The organism is Streptomyces decoyicus (genome assembly GCF_019880305.1).
Classification (GTDB): Bacteria; Actinomycetota; Actinomycetes; order Streptomycetales; family Streptomycetaceae; genus Streptomyces; species Streptomyces decoyicus.
In genome coordinates, this window is sequence record NZ_CP082301.1 from 2,296,855 (window position 1) to 2,316,780 (window position 19,926).

Here is a 19,926-nt window from a genome sequence, read left to right on the forward strand (position 1 = left end):
CCGTCCCCCTCGCCGGGCGCGTTCACGCCCGGTGTCGGCCCTGCCCGTCTATTCGGCGGCGGCCTTCCTGGCCCGCTCCGCCTCGGCCTTCTTCTTCGCCTCGGCCTGTGCCGTCTCGGCCTTCGCGGCATCGGCCAGCTGCCGCTTGGCCGCGGTCGCGTAGATGTCGACGTACTCCTGGCCGGACAGCTTCATGATCTCGTACATGACCTCGTCGGTGACCGACCGCAGGATGAAGCGGTCGCCCTCCATGCCCTGATAGCGGGTGAAGTCCAGTGGCGTGCCGATGCGGATGCCCGGCCGGATCATCTTCGGCACGATCTTGCCCGGAGGCTGCACCTTCTCGGTGTCGATCATCGCCACGGGGATGACCGGCGCCCCGGTGGCCAGCGCCACCCGCGCCAGACCGCCCGGCTTTCCGCGGTAGAGCCGGCCGTCCGGGGAGCGGGTGCCCTCCGGGTAGATGCCGAACAGCTCACCGCGCTCCAGCACCTCGATGCCGCTCTTGATCGCCGCCTCGCCCGCGCCCCGGCCGCCCGAGCGGTCCACCGGCAGCTGGCCCACGCCCTTGAAGAAAGCGGCGGTCAGCCTGCCCTTCACACCGGGCGAGGTGAAGTACTCGGACTTCGCGATGAAGGTGATCTTCCGGTCCAGTACCGCGGGCAGGAAGAAGGAGTCCGAGAAGGAGAGATGGTTGCTCGCGAGGATCGCCGGGCCCTCGGCGGGAATGTTCTCGATGCCTTCCACCCAGGGCCTGAAGGCAAGCTTCAGCGACCCGCCGATGGAAAACTTCATTGCGCCGTAGATCAACCGACTGCCTCCTGTGTGTGACGCAAAGACCTTAACCTGCCGCGGTGACGCACTCGCGCCGCGGCGGTCGCCGGACCTATCCGCCCGCCGTCACTTTGCGTACCCTGAGGTAACTCGCCAGGCCCCCTCATCGATCGGAGTCCCCCGGTGCCGCTCCTTCCCGGAGCCGAGCCGTTCCGCCGTGACGGCGGAGAGGTCGGCGTCCTTGTGTGCCACGGCTTCACGGGCTCCCCCCAGTCCGTACGCCCCTGGGCCGAATACCTGGCCGACCGAGGGCTCACGGTCAGTCTGCCGCTGCTGCCCGGTCACGGCACCCGCTGGCAGGACCTGCAGATCACGACCTGGCAGGACTGGTACGCCGAGGTCGACCGCGAGCTGCGGGCGCTGACCGAGCGCTGCACCTCGGTCTTCGTCTGCGGCCTGTCGATGGGCGGCGCACTGGCCCTGCGGCTGGCCGCCAAGCACGGCGACGCCATCAGCGGGGTGGCCGTGGTCAACCCCGCCAACAAGGTGCACGACGCCGCCGGGCCGCTGCTGCCGGTGCTGCGTCATCTCGTCCGGACGACCAAGGGGCTGGTGAGCGATATCGCCAAGCCCGGTTCCGAGGAGGTCGGCTACGACCGGGTGCCGCTGCACGCCGCGTATTCGGTGCGCCGCTTCTTCCAGCAGGTCGACTCCGAACTCCCCGGTGTCACCCAGCCGTTGCTGGTGATGACCAGCCCGCAGGACCATGTCGTACCGCCGGTGGACTCCGAGCGCATCCTGAGCCGGGTCTCCTCGACGGACGTCCGCCAGACGCTGCTGGAGCGCAGCTACCACGTCGCCACGCTCGACCACGACGCGGAGCGCATCTGCCAGGACACCTTCCACTTCATCACCCGGCTCGCCCCCCGTGCGGGGGCGGACGCGACTCCGGAGGGGACGGCGGCCAGTGCCGGAGCGTAGCCCCCGCGACCCCCGGGACCCGCTGGACGAAGAGGCCGCCTGGGCCGAGATCGTGGCGGGCTACGGCGACCAGCCGTCGTTCGCCGCGGGAGACGGCGCCGGCAAGGACGAACCGGCCGGAGGCGACGGCACGAAGGACACCGAGCAGGACGAGGCCGGGGACAGCAAGGACGGCGACAGCAAGGCGGGAGACAACAAGGCGGGCGACAGCAAGGCCGGGGACCACAAGGCCGGGGACGGCAAGGAGGAGCCCGCCCGTCCGGGCAGCTTCGTCGTCTTCGCGCCGGGCGTCGGCCCCCGCAACTGGACCGCCGCGGAGGCGTCCGACGACGACTTCGACGAGACCGACGAGGGCCACTTCACCCCGCCCGAGCCGCCTCCGCTGCCGGAGGCCGATGTCACCACCAAGTTCGCCTGGCTCGCGGTGATCGGCGGTCCGATGCTGCTGGTGGCCATGATGCTGCTGCAACAGCCGGTGACGTGGTGGATCACGGTCCTGGGCATCGGCGGCTTCCTCGGCGGTTTCGCCACCCTGGTGGCCCGGATGAAGAAGGACGACGAGGACGACGACGACCTGCCGGGCAGCGGCGCGGTGGTGTGAATCAGCCCGTGGCCGGCAGCCGCAGTGCGGCCAGCACCGGCAGATGATCCGTCGCGGCCGTGAGGTCGCTCTCCCGTACCCCCGGCAGCCCGTGCGGCACACCGCAGCCGAGGACCTCCACGCCCTTCGTGGCGAAGATCGCGTCGATCCGCTGATGCGGGTCCCGGGGCGTGGAGGTGAGCTCCCCGCCCCACGGCTCGGCCGCCCAGGCATCGGTCAGCGAGGACGCCAGCCGCCGGAAGCTACGGTCCTGCGGCCGCTCGTTGAGGTCACCCCCGGCAACGGCGTACGGCACGTCCATGGCGGCCAGCCGCTCCAGCAGCAGCCCGGCCTGCTCGTCCCGCTCCCGGGCGGCGAGGCTGAGATGGCAGCTGAGCACCCCGAGCCGGACCCCGCCGATGCGGACCACGGCGGTGGCGAACCCGCGCTGGTGCAGTCCGGGGGTGCGGGGCAGCAGCACGTCCTGGGTGTGCTCCACATGGGCGCGCAGGGTGGACAGGATCATCGGGCCCGCGGCCGTGCCCCCACCGGTGACGTACACCAGACCGGCCGCGCGGGCCAGCCGCTCGGCGGCCTTGCGCCAGCGGAAGAACCGCGGCGCCTCCTGGATCAGCACGAGATCGGGGGCACAGGCCCGGATGACCCTGGCCAGCGCCGTCCGGTCGTCGCGCATCGAGCGGATGTTGTAGCTGAGCACGCGGATCACGGCCGTACCGTCGGGCTCGGTACGGGAGTCGGGAAGCGGGATCAAGGCGGCGGGTCCTCTCACCGGGATCGTCACGCGGGCCAAGATAGAGCACCGTCCGCCGCATCCCCGGAGGGACGCGACGGACGGTGTCCTGCGAAAGAGCGGGCGTGGCAGGGCGCCCGGCCGCTCAGCCCTGGCGGGCCAGGTCGGCCGCACCGACCAGACCGGCCTTGCCGCCGAGCTGGGCGGCGAGCACCTGGGCGTGCGGCCGCCACTGGTTGCCGACCAGCCAGCGGCGGAAGGACTTGCGGATCGGGTCCAGGACCAGTTCGCCCTCGTCCGAGACGCCGCCGCCGACGATGAAGGCCGACGGGTCGAAGAGCGAGGCCAGGTCGGCGAGACCGGCACCGGCCCAACGGGCCAGCTCGCGGAACGAGTCGATGGCGACCGGGTCGCCCTGGCGGGCGGCCTCGCTGACGTGCCGGCCCTCGATACCCTCGGAGGTCCCGTCGCCGAGCGCCAGCAGGATCTCGGCGTTCTCGGGGGTGGCGAAGGCACGCTGGCGGGCGTAGCGCAGCAGGGCGCGGCCGGAGGCGTACTGCTCCCAGCAGCCCTGGCTGCCGCAGCCGCACAGCAGGCCGTCGGGCACGACCCGGATGTGGCCGAATTCGGCGGCGACGCCGAAGCGTCCGCGGCGCAGCTTGTTGCCGATGATGATGCCGCCGCCCAGGCCCGTGCCGAGGGTGATGCAGATGACGTCGCTGTGGCCCTGGCCGGCGCCGAACTTGTACTCGCCCCAGGCCGCGGCGTTGGCGTCGTTCTCGACCACCACGGGGAGGCCGACGCGCTGCTCGACCTTGTCCTTGAGCGGTTCGTGGCGCCAGTCGATGTTCGGGGCGAACAGGACCGTGGCCCGCTTCTCGTCGACATAGCCGGCGGCACCGATGCCGACGGCCTCGACGTGATGCCCGGCCCCGACGGTCCGCACCGCGTCCGCGATGGCCTCGGTCAGCGCCTCGGTGGCATGCGGGGTCGGAACCTGGCACGTCTCAAGGATCGAGCCCTCTTCGTCGACCACGCCGGCCGCGATCTTCGTGCCGCCGATGTCGACGCCGATGGTGAGTCCCATGTGTCCCTCAGTTTTTCGCTCGAACCCCGCCAGGTCCCACCGTACCGGAGGTGGGGGTGCCGCCCGTGCTCTTCAGGTGGTGGACCTGGGCGGCTTCCCCTGGGTGGCGAGGCCCTGAGGGGTCAGTCGAGATCGATCCGCTCGGTGCCGGTCGGGCCGTCGTCGTCGCGCGGATCGTCACCGCGGCGGCCGTCGGGCTCCTCGTCGAGGTCGTCGCGGGTCCAGCGGCGCTCGCTGCTCTCGACGGCGGAGCGGTAGGCGGCGAGCAGCTCGGAGCCGGCCGCGGCGAGGTGGTCGAAGAGGTCGGGGTTGCGCTCGATGACCGGCTCGACGGCGGCCTTGGCCTGCTTGAACAGCTGGCTGACGGCACCCTGCGCGGCGATGCCGCCCAGCGCGCCGGGCAGCTGGATACCGGCGAGCTTGTCGGTCACCGCCTCGGCGAGCTTGCGCAGCTCCTCCGTCGCGCTGCCCGGCTGCGGGCCGTGGGCGGCACGGTGCCGGGCCTTCTCGGCCGCGAGATCCTCGGCGCAGGCAGCCGCCCAGGCGTCGGCATCGGGCTCGGCCCTGCGGTCGGCGGGGCGCTCGGTGGCATCACTCATGAGGAACTCCGTGACTCCTGCGGCGAGGCGGTACGGCGAAGGGTGCGGGACGGACACGTCGGGACACAGCCCACCTTCGACGGTACCCGAACGGTGGTGCCGCGTTCAGTCGCTCTTGGGCCACAGGTCAGGATCGGGCGTGAAGCGGATCTCCAGGGCGCCGTCGCGCAGTCCGGCGCCGGAGACGGTGCAGCGGCGCAGCGCGGAGGGGAGCGTACGGATCCGCCGGAAGCGGCCGACGGTGACCACGATCTCGTCACCGCGCCGCACCAGGCCGAGGCCCTTGCGTTCGGCGCCGGGCAGCGGCACCCGCCAGACGAGGATGCCGTCGGTGGCCAGCCGGTCCTCGACGGTCCAGGGGTCGGGGCGGTCCCCGTCGGCGGGTCCGTCCGCGCCGATCTCGCCGGCCGGCCCGCCGATCAGCTCGTCGAGCTCGTCGACGCCCTGCGGGTCGCGGCCCAGGTGCGCCACCTCGTGGACGGGGAGGTCGGGGAACTCCTCGCGCAGCGCCTTGAGGGCGGTCTGCTGACTGCCGGAGAGCGCGGCGAGGAACGGGTCGGACGAGCCGGTGGGCAGCAGCCGGTTGACGACCACGCCGTCGGTGCGCCGGCCGTGCAGCGCGAGTCCGGCACGGATGGTGCGCAGGTTGGCGGCGGCGACCGGGCCGGCGTCGGTGACCAGGCGTACGGAGGTGCCGGGGTCGTCGATCGCCCGCTGGACGGCGGCGAGCTCGCTCTCCCAGCGCTCGGCGGCGTCGTAGAGCTTCTGGGCCGGCATCGGGACGCCGGCGAGCTGGGCGAGCACCGGGCGCAGCGCGCGGGCCGCCTGGCGCTCGGGCGGCAGCAGACGGCGCAGATAGCGGCGCACCTGGGCGGGCAGGGCGAGCAGCCGGATCGCTTCGGCGGCGGAGGGCATGTCGACGACGACCATGTCCCAGGCGCCCGAGGCGTGTTCGGCGCGCAGCGCGTGCAGCAGCGCGAAGTCCTCGGAGCCGGGGAGTTCGGTGAGTTCGTCCTCGTCGAGGGGGCTGGCGCCGAGCAGGTCGAGGGCCGCGCCGGCCCGCTCCTGGAAGGCGAGGAATTCCTGGCGGAAGCGGTCGCCGGGGTCGATGCGCAGGGCGTGCAGGCCCGGCGCTATCGGGGTGGGTGCGTCGGCGCCGAGGGCGGTGCCCAGCACCGTTTCCGGAGCGCTGCTCTCGGTGGTGAGCAGGAGTGCCCGCGCGCCCCGGCGCGCGCCGGCCAGGGCGGTCGCGGCGGCGAGCGTGGTGCGGCCCGCGCCGCCGGGGCCCGTGACGAGGACGATGCGCACGCTCAGAGCTTCTTGGCCTCGTCGGTGGACTCGGCCGCGTCGGCGGGCCCGGCGGCCTGGTCGGCGGGGCCGCTCTCCACGCGCTTCTTCAGCCCGGCCAGCGCACGGTCGATGATGACCTTCTCGGCCTTGCGCTTGATCATGCCGAGCATCGGGATCTTGACGTCGACGGTGAGCTGGTACGTCACCTCGGTGCGGGCGCCCCCGCCCAGCGCCGCGAGACGGTAGGAGCCGTCGAGCGCGCGCAGCATCTGGGACTTGACCAGGGACCAGCTGACCTCGTTCTCGCCGGTCCAGGTGTAGGCGAGGGTGTGGTCGTCCTTGATCGCCCCGGCGTCCAGCAGCAGGCGCACCTGCTCGGCGCGGCCACGGTCGTCCTTGGCCAGCACCTCTGCCTCTTTGACCTCGCCGGTCCATTCCGGATAGCGGTCAAAGTCGGCGATCACTCCCATCACTTCGGCGGGTGCCGCCTCGATCGTGATGCTCGAGCTGGTGTGTTCGGCCATCGCCGTGACTCCTCCATGCCGCTTCATGCCGGTCCGCCGACTCCTCCCCGGCTCTCCGCTCTTCTCGAGCCGGGGAGACCCCAATTTACGCGGTGTCTCTGCTGCTGAAGGCTACCGCGCGGGCAACGGCGGGCGGACACCAGCAGGCCCGGCACGACGGGGCGGGGCGGCGGCCGGCCGCTCACCGCCGGGCCCGCGACCTGAGGCGTCCGGGCTCACCACTCCATGACGTAGGGCGTCCCGGTCGCATTGAAATGGCCGACATTGATGCATTCCGTGCCGTCGATCCGGACCCGGCGGGCGAGCGGCTGGTGCACGTGGCCGAAGAGGGCGTAGCGCGGCCGGGTGGTGCGGATGGCGTGCAGCAGGGCCGCGCTGCCGCGCTCGAAGCGGCGGGCGACGGTGTCGTAGCAGAGCTCGGGGACGTCGGGCGGGATGTGGGTGCACAGCACGTCCACCTCGCCGACCGCCTCGACCTTGGCGGCGTACTCCTCGTCGCTGATCTCGTACGGCGTGCTCATGGGTGTGGTCAGGCCGCCGCCGACGAACCCGAAGACCCGGCCGCCGATCTCCACCCGCTGCCCGTCCAGGACGGTGGTGCCCGGTCCGGTGAACTCGGGCCACAGGCGCGGGATGTCGACGTTGCCGTAGGTGGCGTACGTGGGTGTGGGGAAGGCCGCGAAGAGTTCGGCGTACTGCTTGCGGACCGCGCGCTCGATGACCGACTCACGGCTCACGCCCGAACGGTCGAGCCCGGCCCACAGCCGGCGGCCCAGTTCGCGGGCCTCCTCGAAGCGGCGAGCGGTGCGCAGTTCGACCAGCGCGTCGGCGTTCTCGACGCCGAAGAGGTCGGGGAAGATGCCGCGCGAATGGTCGGCGTAATCGAGGAAGAGGACCAGGTCACCGAGGCAGAGCAGGGCGTCGGCGCCGGTTCCGGCCGCCGCGAGGTCCCGGCTGTTGCCGTGTACGTCACTGACCACATGCACACGCATGGCGTCACCCTAGATCGCGCGGGCGGGCGCGGGGAGGGGTAGGCGGACCTGGGGTTACTTTCGGGTCACCTACCCGCTGGTCTAGTCTGCGCGGGACAGTCCCCATGGCGTGTCCCGCAGCGTGTGACGCATCAAACATCTGGCCTTTCCCCCCTATCCCAAAAGCAATACCCATGGGTAACGTCCGGGCAGTCCAATCCCCCCTGCATGATCGTGGACCGCCGCCGGTGTACACACAGCGTCGTGGCGCCGGCGCTTTTGAGGAGCAGCAGTCTTGCGCGAGTTCAGCCTTCCGGCCCTGTACGAGGTCCCCGCGGACGGCAATCTGACGGACCTTATCCGTCGAAATGCCGCGCAGCACCCGGATGTTGCCGTCATGGGACGCAAGGTGAACGGCGCGTGGCAGGACGTCACCGCCGCCGCCTTCCTCGCCGAGGTCCGCGCCGCCGCCAAAGGTCTGATCGCCTCCGGGGTGCAGCCCGGTGACCGGGTCGGCCTGATGTCGCGCACGCGCTACGAGTGGACGCTGCTGGACTTCGCCATCTGGAGCGCCGGCGCCATCACCGTCCCCGTGTACGAGACCAGTTCCGCCGAGCAGATCCAGTGGATCCTCGGCGACTCCGGCGCGGTGGCCTGCCTGGTGGAGTCGCCCACGCACGAGGCGACCGTCGAGTCGGTCCGCGACCGGCTGCCGGGCCTGGAGAACATCTGGCAGATCGAGCGGGACGCCATCGCCCGGCTGCGGGCGGCCGGCGCCGACATCTCCGACGCCGAGGTGGATGCGCGCAGCGCGCTCGCCGACGCGGACTCGCCCGCCACCATCGTCTACACCTCCGGCACCACCGGCCGCCCCAAGGGCTGTGTGCTCAGCCACCGCAGCTTCTTCGCGGAGTGCGGCAACATCGTCGAGCGGCTGCGCCCGCTGTTCCGTACCGGCGAGTCCTCGGTGCTCCTCTTCCTCCCCATCGCGCATGTCTTCGGCCGGCTGGTGCAGGTCGCCGCGGTGATGGCGCCCATCAAGCTGGGCCACGCCCCCGACATCAAGAACCTCACCGACGACCTCGCCTCCTTCCGGCCGAAGCTGGTCCTGGGCGTGCCCCGGGTCTTCGAGAAGGTCTACAACTCGGCGCGGGCGAAGGCGCAGGCCGACGGCAAGGGCAAGATCTTCGACAAGGCGGCGGACATCGCGATCGCCTACAGCCGCGCGCTGGACACCCCGGAGGGCCCGTCCCTCGGCCTGAAGGTGAAGTACAAGGTCTTCGACCGGCTGGTCTACGGCAGGCTGCGCGCCGTCCTAGGCGGCCGCGCCACCCACGCCATCTCCGGCGGCGCCCCGCTCGGTGAGCGCCTCGGCCACTTCTACCGCGGCATCGGCTTCACCGTCCTGGAGGGCTACGGCCTGACGGAGTCCTGTGCGGCGACCGCCTTCAACCCCTGGGACCGGCAGAAGATCGGCAGCGTCGGACAGCCGCTGCCCGGTTCGGTCGTGCGGATCGCCGACGACGGCGAGGTGCTGCTGCACGGCGAGCACCTGTTCACCGAGTACTGGAACAACCCGTCGGCCACCAAGGAGGCGCTGTCCGACGGCTGGTTCCACACCGGCGACCTCGGCACCCTCGACGAGGACGGCTACCTCGCCATCACCGGCCGCAAGAAGGAAATACTGGTCACCGCGGGCGGCAAGAACGTCGCCCCGGCCGTGATCGAGGACCGTATCCGGGCGCACGCCCTGATCGCCGAGTGCATGGTCGTCGGCGACGGCCGGCCGTTCATCGGCGCGCTGGTCACGCTCGACGAGGAGTTCCTGCCCCGCTGGGCCGAGGAGCACGGCCACCCCGCCGATGTGACGCCGTCCCAGATCGCCGAGGACCCGGAGCTGCTGGCCGCCGTCCAGCGCGCCGTCGACGACGGCAACGCGGCGGTCTCCAAGGCCGAGTCGGTACGCAAGTTCCGTGTTCTGCCGACCCAGTTCACCGAGGAGTCGGGCCATGTCACGCCGTCGCTGAAGCTCAAGCGGAACGTGGTGGCGAAGGACTTCGCGGAGGAGATCGAGGCGATCTACCGCGGGTAGATGGGGTGTCCGGCCCGCGCTGGGGCCGAGGCCGGTCCGGTACCGCCGAATCCGCCGTCGTGGCTGCTCGCCACGGCGGCGGATTTTCGTTCGCCGGAACGCGCAACGCGCAACGCGGAACGCAGAACGCAGAACGCAGAACGCGGCAGCCCTACAGCAGTTCCTTCAGCCGTTCCGCCAGCAGGTCCCAGCGCCACTTCTCCTCGACCCAGGCGCGGCCGCGTGCGCCCATGGTGCGGCGCAGAGCGGGGTCCCGGAGCAGGGTGATGATGCGGTCGGCGGTGGGGGCCGGGAAGCCGCCGGGGACGACCCAGCCCGTCTCGCCGTCCAGGACGGCGTCGGGAGCGCCGCCCGAATCGCCCGCCACCACGGGGAGCCCGGTGGCGGAGGCCTCCAGGTAGACGATGCCGAGGCCCTCGACGTCGAGTCCGCCGCGGCGGGTGCGGCAGGGCATCGCAAAGACATCGCCGGCGCCGAAGTGGGCCGGCAGCTCCTCCCACGGGACCGCGCCGGTGAAGCGCACCGAGTCCCCGACGCCCTTCGCCAGGGCCAGCGCGTGCAGCTCCTTCTCGTACGGGCCGCCGCCGACGATCAGCAGGACGGCGTCGGGCACCGCGGCCACAATGGCCGGCATCGCCTCGATCAGGGTGTCCTGGCCCTTGCGCGGCACGAGCCGCGAGACACACACCACCACCGGCCGGCCGGTGAGCCCGAGCGCGGCCCGTACGGCGTCGCCCCCCGAACCGGGATGGAAGGTCTTCTCGTCCACCCCGGGCGGGAGTTGGACCATCCGCCCGGCGGCTTCCGGGGTGAGCGCACCGGCGATCCGCGAGCGGGTGTACTCCCCGAGGTAGGTGAGCGTGTCGGTGCCTTCGCCGATCCGGCGCAGCAGCCCGCGGGCGGCCGGCAGCTGGGCCCAGCCCGCCTCGTGGCCGTGCGTGGTCGCCACGATGCGGCGCGCACCGGCCGAGCGGAGCGCGGGCGCCATCAGCCCGAGCGGCGCCGCCGCGCCGAACCATACGGAGGAGCAGCCGTGTTCGCGCAGCAGCCCGGTGGCCCGCCGGGTCACCCTCGGGGTGGGCAGCAGCATCGTCGTACGGTCCCGTACCACCGGGAACGGCTGCTCGGCGTCGAAGGCGGCGGTGGCCGCGAGACCTTCCGCACCGCGCTTCCAGGTCGAGGCGTAGACGACGACCTGGGAGGGGTCCAGGCGCAGCGCCATGCTGTGCAGGAAGGCCTGGATGCCGCCGGGCCGGGGCGGGAAGTCGTTCGTGACGATCAAGGTCTTGTGCACGATGGTCTCTCGGCGGTCGGTCTCGGCGGTTCGGGCCCGACAGTACCGGTCGGCGGGCCCGGCGGGGCGGCCCGCCCTGCCGGTCCGGCCCTCGTCTACGGTCGTGACCAGCCGCCACCGGCGCCGTGCGGGCAGCACGAGCGGGGAGCGGTGTGCAGGGCACAGTGTCCGGCGGGCCGCACCCGGCGCCGTCGGGCAACGGCCGAGGAGGACGACGAGGTGACGATGAGCGGCGTCGGCAGAGCACGCGGGGTGTGGCTCCCGGTCGCGGTATGGGCCGTGACCCGGGCCGTGGTCCTGCTGTGCGTCCTGAGGGTGCTGGTGCTGCCGGGGCCGGATGTCACCACCGATGTCTCGGTGATCTACCAGGGCTGGTCCGGGATCCTGAAGACCGGCACCTTCCCGCTGGCCGATGTGACCTGGCAGTACCCGCCCGCCGCCGCGCTCGCGATCCTCTCCCCCGGCCTGCTGCCGTTCCTGGACTACGCCCCGGCGTTCTTCACCCTGATCCTGGTCACGGACGCGGCGGCGCTGGCGCTGTTCCTGCGGGCCGGTCGGCGGGCGGGCCATCGCCCGGCGGGGGCCTGGGTGTGGATCGCGGGCGTCGCGCTGCTGGGCCCGACCGCGTACGCCCGCTACGACCTGATGGTCGTCGCCGTGGCCGCCGCCGCGCTGTTCGCAGCCGCTCGCCGGCCGCGGGTGGCGGGCGCGCTGGTCGCCTTCGGTGCGCTGCTGAAGGTCTGGCCCGTACTGCTGCTGACGGGGGCGGCGGTGCGCGGCCGCCGGGCGCGCACCCTGTGGTGGAGCGCGGCCGGCACCGCGGCCGGGCTGGCCCTGCTCTCCGCGGCCGCGGCACCGGGCGCGTGGGCCTTCCTCACCTTCCAGCGCGACCGCGGTACGGAGGTCGAGTCGCTCGGCGCGCTGGTCTTCCATGTGGCCCGCCAGTACGGGTGGGACGGACAGGTGCTGCTGCACTACGGCTCGCTGGAGTTCCTCGGGCCGGGCGTTCCGTTCGTCAGCACCCTGGCGCTCACCCTGAGCCTCGCCGCCGTGGGCTGGCTGTTCCTGTGGCGGGTGCGCGCCCGGGAGTCCGGCCCCGGGACGCTGTGCGATGCCGCCTTCACCGCCACCCTGCTGTTCACGACGACCAGCCGTGTCATCAGCCCGCAGTACATGCTCTGGCTGGTGGGGCTCGCCGCCGTGTGTGTGACCGTACGGGCCAGCCGGCAGGCGCTGCCGGCGGTGCTGGTGCTGCTGGCCACCGGGGTCACGCTGCTGGAGTTCCCCGTCTGGTTCGCGGACGTCGTGGCGAGCGCTCCGCGGGGCGTCGCGCTGCTGGTCGTGCGCAACGGGCTGCTGGTGGCCGCATCGCTGATCGCCTGCCGCCGGCTGTGGGTCGCGACGCGCGGCAGCGGGCACGGCCGTACGGAGCCCGTCGGCGTGGTGAGCGCGCGCCGGCCGGTCGGCGAGACCACCGCCGCCACCGGGCGGCTCACGCGTCACACCTCGCAGGCACCGGCGGACGGGCCGGCGGCATCGGGCCGGTGAGCCGCCGTGGCGCACTGCCAGGCGCACTGCCACAGCTCGCCCCCGCACGGGACGACCGACAGCGGTACCCGCGCGGCCGGCCGGCCCGGCGAGCGCCCGCCCCCGCTCACCGCCGCAGCTGGGCCTTCACATAGGCCCGCCACTGCCGGGTGAACTCCGCGAGGTTGATGCCCAGTTGGGAGCGCAGGGCGCCGTCCGTCCGGTCGGCGCGGGCCGGCCTGCGGTGCCCGTCGCCGACGGCCCCTGAGGCCGGGCGGGAGCCGGCGGCAGCGGCCGTGGCCGCCTCCATCGGCGCCCCCGCGCTCCCCGACGAGGCACGTATCGCGCTCTTGCCCGCCGCGCGGTAGAAGGCGATCAGCTTGGCCTCGCCGTACTTGCCGGCGATCATCCGGCAGGCCAGCCAGCTTCCCTCGTAGGCCTTGGCCAGCCGGCTCGCGCCGGCCTTGAAGCCGAAGTCCTCGTCGGTCGGCAGACGGACAGGGACCCTGCCCCGGGCGAGCGCGCGCGTGAGTTCGGGGGCGATGGTGACAGGCTTGCGGTGGCTGCCCCGGTAGGCGACCCAGTCGGCGAAGCCCTCCGAGAGCCACAGCGGCGTGGCCACCGTGGTGGCCGTGCGGGTGGCGACATGCGCGGTCTCGTGGGTGAGCACCACCCTGCGGCCCAGGTCGTTGAGTTCCTCGTAGGCGTCGGGGTTGATGATCACGCGGTCCGCGGGCGTGGCCGTCGCGACGCCCGCCTCACCGGTGGTGACCGCCGCGATCCCCGCATAGCCGGACGCGTCGTCGCTGCCCATCAGCTGCGCCATCCGCTCGACCGAGTCCGGCGCCTCCACCACGACCTTCCGGGACCACTTCCCCTTCCAGGCGTCGGAGACCGCGGGCACCGCCCGGTCGACCCGGCGCGCGAGGTCCTTCAGCCGGGCCAGATGCGCGGGCCCGCCGAGGACCAGGCTGTGCCGGCCGCGGACCAGTCGCACCGGGCCCTGGTCCCACAGCTGGCGGGTGCCGCTCTTGCCCGCCGCCGTGCCATCGGTGTCGGCGGAGATCAGCCAGCGGCCGTCGCGCCGGGTCAGGGTGAGGTACTGGACAGCGTGCACCGGCGAGCTGTCGTAGCCCTTGAGGCGGTAGCGCAGCCGTACCTTGGCGGCCAGCCGCACGTCGGATTCTCCGGCCCGGAGCGGGAAGGCCCCGGTCGAGTCGAGGTCGTAGTGCCAGTCGGCCAGCGGCACGCCTGCCAGATGGGCGAACATCGCGCGCTGACGGTCCCGGTAGCCGGTGGCCCGCGGGTCGACGGAGGCGAGGAAGCCCGCCGCGTCCCGCCGCTGGACGGCCTGCGCACGGGTGTCGAGCATCCGCTGGACGTCCGGGAAGCGGGCCGGTGTGGAGGTCTCGGGCGCACAGCCGGCCACCGGGGCGAGCAGGGCGAGGAGCAGGGCGGCACAGCCCGCCGCCGCGGCCCGCGACGGCCGCCTTCTCGCCCACTGGTGTGACATGCGGACGATCGTAGATCCGGCCCGGCCGGGGCAAAAACGCTGCGACCGGCTTCAGGGCCTGGTGATGGACGAGATCGGCATCATCCCGACGGGGTCGTAGCGGACCCGGGCGCCGGGATAGGGCGCGTGGACCACTTGGCCGTTGCCGACGTACATCCCGACGTGGCTGGCGTCCGAGCGGTAGACGACCAGGTCACCGGGCTGCGCCTGGCCCAGTGACACCTGCCGCCCGGCGCCGCGCTGCGCCTGCGAGGTACGCGGGAGGGAGACGCCGGCCCGGCCGTAGGCCCATTGGGTGAGTCCGGAGCAGTCGAAGGCCGAGGGTCCGTTGCCTCCCCAGGCGTACGGGGAGCCGACCGCGGCGCGCACCGCGGCGACGGCCGCGGCGGCACGCCCGGAGGCCGGTGCGGCTCCCCGCAGGTCCGGGACCGCCTCATGGCGCCCGTCGCTCCTGGAGGCCCTGGCGTAGGCCTCCCTGGTGTCCCTGGGGAGCGCGTTCAGCAGCCGCCGCGCGGTGGCCAGCTTGTGCTGGACGTCCTTCTTGTGACGCGCGACCTCCTTGCGGCCGGCCTCCAGCTCCGCCAGCTTCCTGGTGGCCTCCCTGCGCTGCTGCTCCAGGGAGCGCTGCGCTGCCCGCAGGCCGTGCAGCTCGCGCGCCTGGCTGTTGCCCAGCCGGTCGAGGGCGGAGGCCTTCTCCAGGTAGGTGTCGGGCCCTTCGGAGAGCATCAGCCGGACGGTGGGGTCCATCCCGCCGGCCCGGTACTGGGCGGCGGCCAGAGCGCCCAGCCTGCCGCGCATCCGGTTGACCCGCTCCTGGGTGCGGGCGGTGCGGTCCTGGAGGACCGCCACCTGTTTGCGCAGCTTCTTGGTGCGTGCGTCCGCGCCGTTGAACTTCTCGGTGGCCCGCTCCGCCTGCTCGTAGAGGTGGTCGACCCGCGCGGTCGCCGTATCGCGGCCGGCGGGGGCGGTGGGGTCGGCGGAGGCCTGCGGTGCCGACAGCGCGGCGGCGGCGGTCGCCAGGGCGGCCGACACCACGGTGACCCCGGCGAGAGTGGTCTGGCCGTGCTGCGAGGTACGGCGGTGGGACACCACGAGAGCCAAACTCCTTCCGATGGGGATCCCCCCTGTTCGAGCGCAGCCGAGAGCTTGGGGGACGCCCCTGCCGCCCCGGGAGGGCGGTCGGTGAACCGGACGCTGCGAGGGCAGACAGTAACGGCGCCGGTACGATCCGACCAAAGCGGCCTTTTCGTACGCAAAAAGCCGCCCCGCCGGTGACTGTGCAGGTCACCGGCGGGGCGGGAAGTCAGCGGCCGAGGCCACAATTCGCCCGTTCGGGCGGCAGGTTGAGAGCGTTGTGAGGCTTTTCAGACCCGCACGCCGAACGCGAACTCCATGTTGCTCATGGGCTCGTAGCGCACGGCGGCGCCGGGCTTCGGCGCGTGCAGCACCTGGCCGTTGCCGGCGTAGAGGCCGATGTGGTGCAGGTCGCTGTAGAACAGCACCAGATCGCCGGGCTTGAGGGCGCTCTGCGAGCTGATCCGGGTACCGGCGTTGGCCTGCGCCTGCGAGGTACGCGGCAGGGACTGGCCGGCCTGCTGGTAGGCCCACGACGTCAGACCCGAGCAGTCGAAGGACGACGGGCCGGTGGCGCCCCAGACGTACGGGGAACCTATCTTGCCCTGGGCGGCGGCCAGGGCGGCCGCACCGCGCTGCGACGCCGGGACGTCATCACCGAGGTTGACCCGGTCGTTGCTGCGGTTGGCGCGGTTCTCCTCGGCCTGCATGGCCGCCCGCTCCTTGGCCGTCAGGGTGTTGAGGAGCTCCTGGGCCTTGCCCAGCTTGTCCTTGATCTCGTCCTTCTTGTCACCGAGCGCCTTACGGGTCTCGGAGAGGTCCTTGATCTTGCTCGCGGCCTCTTCGCGCTCCTGGGCGAGCCGGCGCTGCTTGTCCGCGATGGTCTTCAGCTGGTCGGCCTGCTTGCCGCTCAACTGGTCGAGCGTGGCGGCCTTTTCGAGGTAGGTGTCCGGGTCACCGGAGAGGAACAGCTGGACCGAGGGGTCGATGCTGCCGCTGCGGTACTGGCCGGAGGCGACGGCGCCGAGGCCCTTGCGGAGCTGGTTGAGGTCACCCTGCCCGCGGGCGACCTTGTCCTGGAGGTCGTCGACCTCCTTCTGGAGCTTCTCCTGCTGCTCCTTCACCCCGTTGTACTTCTCGGTGGCCTGCTCGGCCTCCCCGTAGAGCTTGTCGACCTCGGACTTGACGTCCTTCTTCGACTGGTGGGGGTCGGCCTGGGCGGCCTGGGACGAGAGGGCGACGGCCGCCGCGGCGGTGGCGGTGAGCACGGTCACGCGGGTACGGCTCGGCTGCTTGGGTCGACGGTGGGACGCCACGGGGGCGAGCTCCTTCTTCCTCCAGCCGCCTACCGGGAAGTGGGGGGTGAGACCCCGGCTCCGCGTGAACGCCGCGGACTCGGCGGTTCCTTCACCGTTCATCCCGGTTGGATGATCAGATTCATGAAGGTTCGGGGCTGACCTTAGTAACCGAGCTGTGATCGCTTCAAATCCTCAGGGGAAAAATCTGCGCCACGAGTCCCATCCTTTACCAACATCACACAGGCAGTGAGCGCCACTTGACGCTCAGAGACGAATCGCCGGCGATTTTGGGTGTGGCGGCGGCTCCCGGCGGGCAGTGCGTCAGGTCCGGGCAAGTCGTTTGAGGAGCAAGGCCGATGCGACCGGCCGCGCCCCGGCCTTCGCCACACCGTCGGCCACTTCCCGGTCCGTGGAGACCACGACGACCGGGCGGCCGGGCGGTTCGGCCCGTACCAGCTGACGAATCAACTCATCGGCCGTTACGCCCGGTTTGCTGAAGAGGACCCGGACTCCGCGCGGCGGCGCGAGCAGCACCGGCGCCGCCAGCTCCGCCCCGTCGAAGACACAGGTCATCTCCGCACCGGTCTGCGCCGCCAGCACCGCGAGACCGCCCAGCAGCCGCAGCCGCTGCTTGTCGAGCGGCATGGTCGGATAGCCGGTTTTGGTGACGTTGTAGCCATCCACCACCAAATGCGCCTGCGGCAGCGCCAGAAGCTGGTCGAGCAGCGCCGGGTCCATCTCCGACAGTGCCCGCGCCGCAATGTCCTTGGGTGTCATCCGGCCCGGCGCGACCGCCTCGACGGTGTCCGCCGGGTGGACGCTCGCGGGCGGCAGCGCCAGCTCGCGGCGCAGCCCCTGTGCCGCGTCCAGGACCGTGTCCAGCAGCAGCCGCAGCCGCATGTCCTCGACGCTGCGGCCCTCGCGGGCGGAGCGCCGGCTGGCCTCCAGCGCCGCCTCGGCCTCGGCGATCCGGGCCTTGAGCCGGCGCACTTCGCTGTCCGCTGCGGTCTTCTCCGTGGCCGACCGGTCCCGTACGTCCGCCATGGCGGCCTCGGCCTTGCGCACCGCGGCCTCACCGCGCTTGACGTCACTCAGCGCGCTGCGCAGCTTGCGCCGCAGTGATTCGTTCTCCTTGCGGAGGGCGTCCAGGTCCCCCCGGATCCGGTCGGCCTCCGTACGGGCTTCGCCGCGCGCCTGCGCCAGCTCCTCGCGCAGCCTGGCCAGCTCCCGCTCGGCCTCCTCGCCGGCCCGCTCGGCACGCGCCCGCTGCGCCTCCTCACCGGCCGCCGCGACGAGTTTGACCCACCCTTCGGGGCGCAGCACATAGGCGGCCGCCGCGACATCGAGCGGATCGGCGGCCGCGGGCGGGGTGCCGTGCTCCAGGGCCTCGGCGAGCTCGGACTGCGCCTCGCGCAGCTTGCCGGCGATCCGCTGCCGGAAGACCGCATCGCTCTCCAGCGCCGCGGCCATCGCATTTCCGGCGAACTTGGCCCGACGAGTCGGGGTGAACCGGGCGTACTGCCGCAGCGGGGGCGGGAGTTCGGCGAGGGTCAGCGCGCCGAACGACTCCGCGGTGAGCGCCACGACGCGGCGCCGCACGCCCTCGGGCAGCGGACGGTCGAGCACTTCGTCGGCCGCACCCTCGGGTGCGTCGTCACGCTGGGCCCCCGGCTCCCCTTCTGGACGGTCCACCACGGCTGCATCGCTCCGATCTCAGGCGTTCGCGCCCGGACGGTCCACCAGCTCGATCTGGTCGACCGCGTTGCACCAGCGGCAGCGCACGGACTCGATGCTCTCACTGAGGACCTCGCGCTCCTCGACCGTCGGCGCCCCGGCGAGGTCCAGGTGGACGTACTCCACGACCTTGGACCGGCGGGTCACATCGAAACGCGTGAGGTTGCCGCACAGCGTGCAGCGCCACCGGGTTCCGTCCGTCGGCAGGGGAACAGCCATCGTGTCGTCCTCTTTCGTGCTCATCGTCTCGTGCTGCTGCGCGGTTCACGCGGTGCGCCGTCGGATCGCGGAAGTACGCAAAGTACTGCCTGTAACCCTACGGCCTGACGGGGGGCCGGTGCGGGCCCGCCCAGGTGCCGGGACGCGGCGAGGCACTCTGTCCCGATTGCCCGCATTGGGCCATGATCACCTCATGACGGTGCCGGCCCCCTCACCCCGTTCTCCCCGCTCGTCCGGTCTCCTCCCCCGCCCTCCGCGCCGCGCCCGGTCGCTGGCCGCGGTGTTCTCGCGGGTGACGAATGTGCTGATCGGCCTGTGCTGTGCGGTCTTCGTGCTCGGCCCCGCCTCCGGCCTGAACCGGATATACGGCAGCGGCGGTGCCCTGCTGAAGGCCCAGACCGCATATTTCGAGCGGTGGGGCGTGATCCCGCTGGATCTGTGGAGCGGTTCGTTACGGGCGCTGATCACCCCGCTCACCGCGTTGTTCGTGCACGGCAGCTGGCTGCACCTGCTCGGCAACATGCTGTTTCTGTACGTCTTCGGCGCAATGACCGAGGCGCGCATGGGCCGGCTGCCGTTCGCCGCCTTCTACCTCATCATCGGCTACCTGGCGCTGCTCGGCTACGCGGCCGCCCACGCCGCTTCGGGCCAGACGCTGGTGGGCGCCTCCGGCTCGATCTCCGGCGTACTGGGCGCCTTCCTCTTCCTGTTCCCCACGGCCCGGGTCACCAGCATCTTCCCGTTCCTGTTCTTCCTGCCGCTGCGCTTCCCCGCCTGGATCGTGCTGCTCTTCTGGTTCTTCCTCCAGTGGCAGGCCGCGCAGGACGATCCCCGCGGTCCCGGCGTCGCCTACCTCGCCCATGTCGTCGGCTTCGCGCTCGGGTTCCTCTACGCATGGGCCCGCTACGGGAGGGATAGTGTGGGGGCCACCAGGGGGGATGTCCGGGCGACCGAGGGAGAGAGCCAGCCGTGATCACGTCGATCGTGCTCATCAAGACCAACGTGGACCAGATCCCGGAGATCGCCGAGAAGATCGCCGCGCTGGAAGGGGTCAGCGAGGTCTACTCGGTCACCGGTGCCCACGACCTGATCGCGATGGTGCGGGTCGCCGCCCACGACGACCTCGCGGATGTCATCCCCGGCCGGATCAGCAAGGTCCCCGGCGTCGCCGCCACGGAGACGCACATCGCCTTCCGCACCTACTCGCAGCACGACCTTGAGGCTGCCTTTGCGATTGGGCTCGACGCGTAGCCCTTTCCTTCCCACGTTTTTGGCTTTCCCGCCGTTCCGCTGCGCTTTGCTTTGCGGCCCACGTTGTCGGCTGTCCCGCCGTGGTTCGTCTCGCCGTTGCGCCTGCGGCGGGCTGGGTCCGCTGCGCGGGGCTGTCGGGGTGCGGTGACGGGCCTCCGCGGGTGGGGTGCCGGACTGCTTCGCTTTACGTCCGGCACCCCACCCGCTCCGGCCCGTCCCCTCCCGTTGGGGGGTGGAAAAACCTTGGCCGTGGTGCCGGTTGGTGGTCACGTGCACCTTGTGTCTCGCACAGAAATCAGCGGCCGAGACGCCCGCCCCCACCCACCTTCACTTACTCCACCCACGGGAGGGGACGGGCCGGAGGGGC

General features: G+C 72.2%; 19 protein-coding genes. 6 read left to right on the plus strand and 13 right to left on the minus strand.

The features are described from left to right. Positions 1 to 48: 48 nt before the first annotated feature. Positions 49 to 795 (minus strand): lysophospholipid acyltransferase family protein, encoded by a 747-nt coding sequence (locus K7C20_RS10085; RefSeq protein WP_030086584.1) that lies wholly within the window; start codon positions 793 to 795, stop codon positions 49 to 51. Positions 796 to 957: 162 nt separating this feature from the next. Here K7C20_RS10085 and K7C20_RS10090 point away from each other — a divergent pair, with 162 nt between their 5' ends. Together K7C20_RS10090 and K7C20_RS10095 are read left to right on the plus strand one after the other, a co-directional pair. Continuing rightward, complete coding sequence (locus K7C20_RS10090; protein ID WP_030086587.1) at positions 958 to 1,755, plus strand: alpha/beta hydrolase; 798 nt, start codon at positions 958 to 960, stop codon at positions 1,753 to 1,755. After that, a complete protein-coding gene (locus K7C20_RS10095; protein WP_030086589.1) occupies positions 1,742 to 2,356 on the plus strand; it encodes a hypothetical protein in 615 nt (204 codons plus the stop codon). Before K7C20_RS10090 ends, K7C20_RS10095 begins: the two co-directional genes overlap by 14 nt. Position 2,357: 1 nt before the next feature. On the opposite strand, the gene K7C20_RS10100 is transcribed toward K7C20_RS10095, so the two are convergent. The 6 genes from K7C20_RS10100 to K7C20_RS10125 form a co-directional block, all read right to left on the minus strand. Then, positions 2,358 to 3,107 (minus strand): endonuclease/exonuclease/phosphatase family protein, encoded by a 750-nt coding sequence (locus K7C20_RS10100; RefSeq protein WP_160328767.1) that lies wholly within the window; start codon positions 3,105 to 3,107, stop codon positions 2,358 to 2,360. Positions 3,108 to 3,231: 124 nt separating this feature from the next. Next, positions 3,232 to 4,173 (minus strand): ROK family glucokinase, encoded by a 942-nt coding sequence (locus K7C20_RS10105; RefSeq protein ID WP_030086594.1) that lies wholly within the window; start codon positions 4,171 to 4,173, stop codon positions 3,232 to 3,234. A 122-nt stretch (positions 4,174 to 4,295) separates the two neighbouring features. Continuing rightward, positions 4,296 to 4,772 carry a DUF5304 domain-containing protein gene (locus K7C20_RS10110; RefSeq protein ID WP_030086596.1) on the minus strand — a complete coding sequence of 159 codons (477 nt, stop codon included), beginning with the start codon at positions 4,770 to 4,772 and terminating at the stop codon, positions 4,296 to 4,298. A gap of 105 nt (positions 4,773 to 4,877) precedes the next feature. Continuing rightward, positions 4,878 to 6,080 carry an ArsA family ATPase gene (locus K7C20_RS10115; RefSeq protein WP_053210158.1) on the minus strand — a complete coding sequence of 401 codons (1,203 nt, stop codon included), beginning with the start codon at positions 6,078 to 6,080 and terminating at the stop codon, positions 4,878 to 4,880. 2 nt (positions 6,081 to 6,082) lie between these two features. Then, the gene (locus tag K7C20_RS10120) at positions 6,083 to 6,586 is read right to left on the minus strand and encodes an SRPBCC family protein (RefSeq protein WP_030086598.1); all 504 of its coding nucleotides are present in this window, start codon (positions 6,584 to 6,586) and stop codon (positions 6,083 to 6,085) included. Between the two features lie 215 nt (positions 6,587 to 6,801). Next, a complete protein-coding gene (locus K7C20_RS10125; RefSeq protein WP_030086601.1) occupies positions 6,802 to 7,578 on the minus strand; it encodes a metallophosphoesterase family protein in 777 nt (258 codons plus the stop codon). A gap of 274 nt (positions 7,579 to 7,852) precedes the next feature. Here K7C20_RS10125 and K7C20_RS10130 point away from each other — a divergent pair, with 274 nt between their 5' ends. After that, positions 7,853 to 9,649, plus strand: coding sequence for an AMP-dependent synthetase/ligase (locus tag K7C20_RS10130; RefSeq protein WP_030086603.1), 1,797 nt, complete (start codon positions 7,853 to 7,855; stop codon positions 9,647 to 9,649). A gap of 151 nt (positions 9,650 to 9,800) precedes the next feature. On the opposite strand, the gene K7C20_RS10135 is transcribed toward K7C20_RS10130, so the two are convergent. Beyond that, entirely contained in the window at positions 9,801 to 10,943 is a 1,143-nt protein-coding gene (locus K7C20_RS10135; RefSeq protein ID WP_053210163.1) for a glycosyltransferase family 4 protein, read from the minus strand. A 225-nt stretch (positions 10,944 to 11,168) separates the two neighbouring features. Here K7C20_RS10135 and K7C20_RS10140 point away from each other — a divergent pair, with 225 nt between their 5' ends. Then, the gene (locus K7C20_RS10140; RefSeq protein ID WP_053210164.1) at positions 11,169 to 12,491 is read left to right on the plus strand and encodes a glycosyltransferase 87 family protein; all 1,323 of its coding nucleotides are present in this window, start codon (positions 11,169 to 11,171) and stop codon (positions 12,489 to 12,491) included. 106 nt (positions 12,492 to 12,597) lie between these two features. Here the strand turns inward: K7C20_RS10140 and K7C20_RS10145 are convergent, their stop codons facing one another. The 5 genes from K7C20_RS10145 to K7C20_RS10165 all read right to left on the minus strand — a co-directional run bounded on the left by K7C20_RS10145 (position 12,598) and on the right by K7C20_RS10165 (position 18,308). Next, entirely contained in the window at positions 12,598 to 13,983 is a 1,386-nt protein-coding gene (locus K7C20_RS10145) for a hypothetical protein (RefSeq protein ID WP_053210159.1), read from the minus strand. A gap of 51 nt (positions 13,984 to 14,034) precedes the next feature. Continuing rightward, entirely contained in the window at positions 14,035 to 15,075 is a 1,041-nt protein-coding gene (locus K7C20_RS10150) for an NlpC/P60 family protein (protein WP_030086615.1), read from the minus strand. 272 nt (positions 15,076 to 15,347) lie between these two features. After that, a complete protein-coding gene (locus K7C20_RS10155; RefSeq protein ID WP_030086617.1) occupies positions 15,348 to 16,373 on the minus strand; it encodes a C40 family peptidase in 1,026 nt (341 codons plus the stop codon). Positions 16,374 to 16,676: 303 nt separating this feature from the next. Continuing rightward, positions 16,677 to 18,050, minus strand: a complete 1,374-nt coding sequence (locus K7C20_RS10160) for an NYN domain-containing protein (protein WP_053210160.1) — start codon at positions 18,048 to 18,050, stop codon at positions 16,677 to 16,679. 18 nt (positions 18,051 to 18,068) lie between these two features. Beyond that, the gene (locus K7C20_RS10165) at positions 18,069 to 18,308 is read right to left on the minus strand and encodes a hypothetical protein (protein ID WP_030086623.1); all 240 of its coding nucleotides are present in this window, start codon (positions 18,306 to 18,308) and stop codon (positions 18,069 to 18,071) included. A gap of 193 nt (positions 18,309 to 18,501) precedes the next feature. Between K7C20_RS10165 and K7C20_RS10170 the strand changes: the two genes are divergently transcribed. Both K7C20_RS10170 and K7C20_RS10175 read left to right on the plus strand, forming a co-directional pair. After that, positions 18,502 to 19,281 carry a rhomboid family intramembrane serine protease gene (locus K7C20_RS10170; protein ID WP_245171714.1) on the plus strand — a complete coding sequence of 260 codons (780 nt, stop codon included), beginning with the start codon at positions 18,502 to 18,504 and terminating at the stop codon, positions 19,279 to 19,281. Beyond that, complete coding sequence (locus K7C20_RS10175) at positions 19,278 to 19,559, plus strand: Lrp/AsnC family transcriptional regulator (RefSeq protein ID WP_030086627.1); 282 nt, start codon at positions 19,278 to 19,280, stop codon at positions 19,557 to 19,559. Before K7C20_RS10170 ends, K7C20_RS10175 begins: the two co-directional genes overlap by 4 nt. The last annotated feature ends 367 nt before the right edge of the window (positions 19,560 to 19,926 follow it).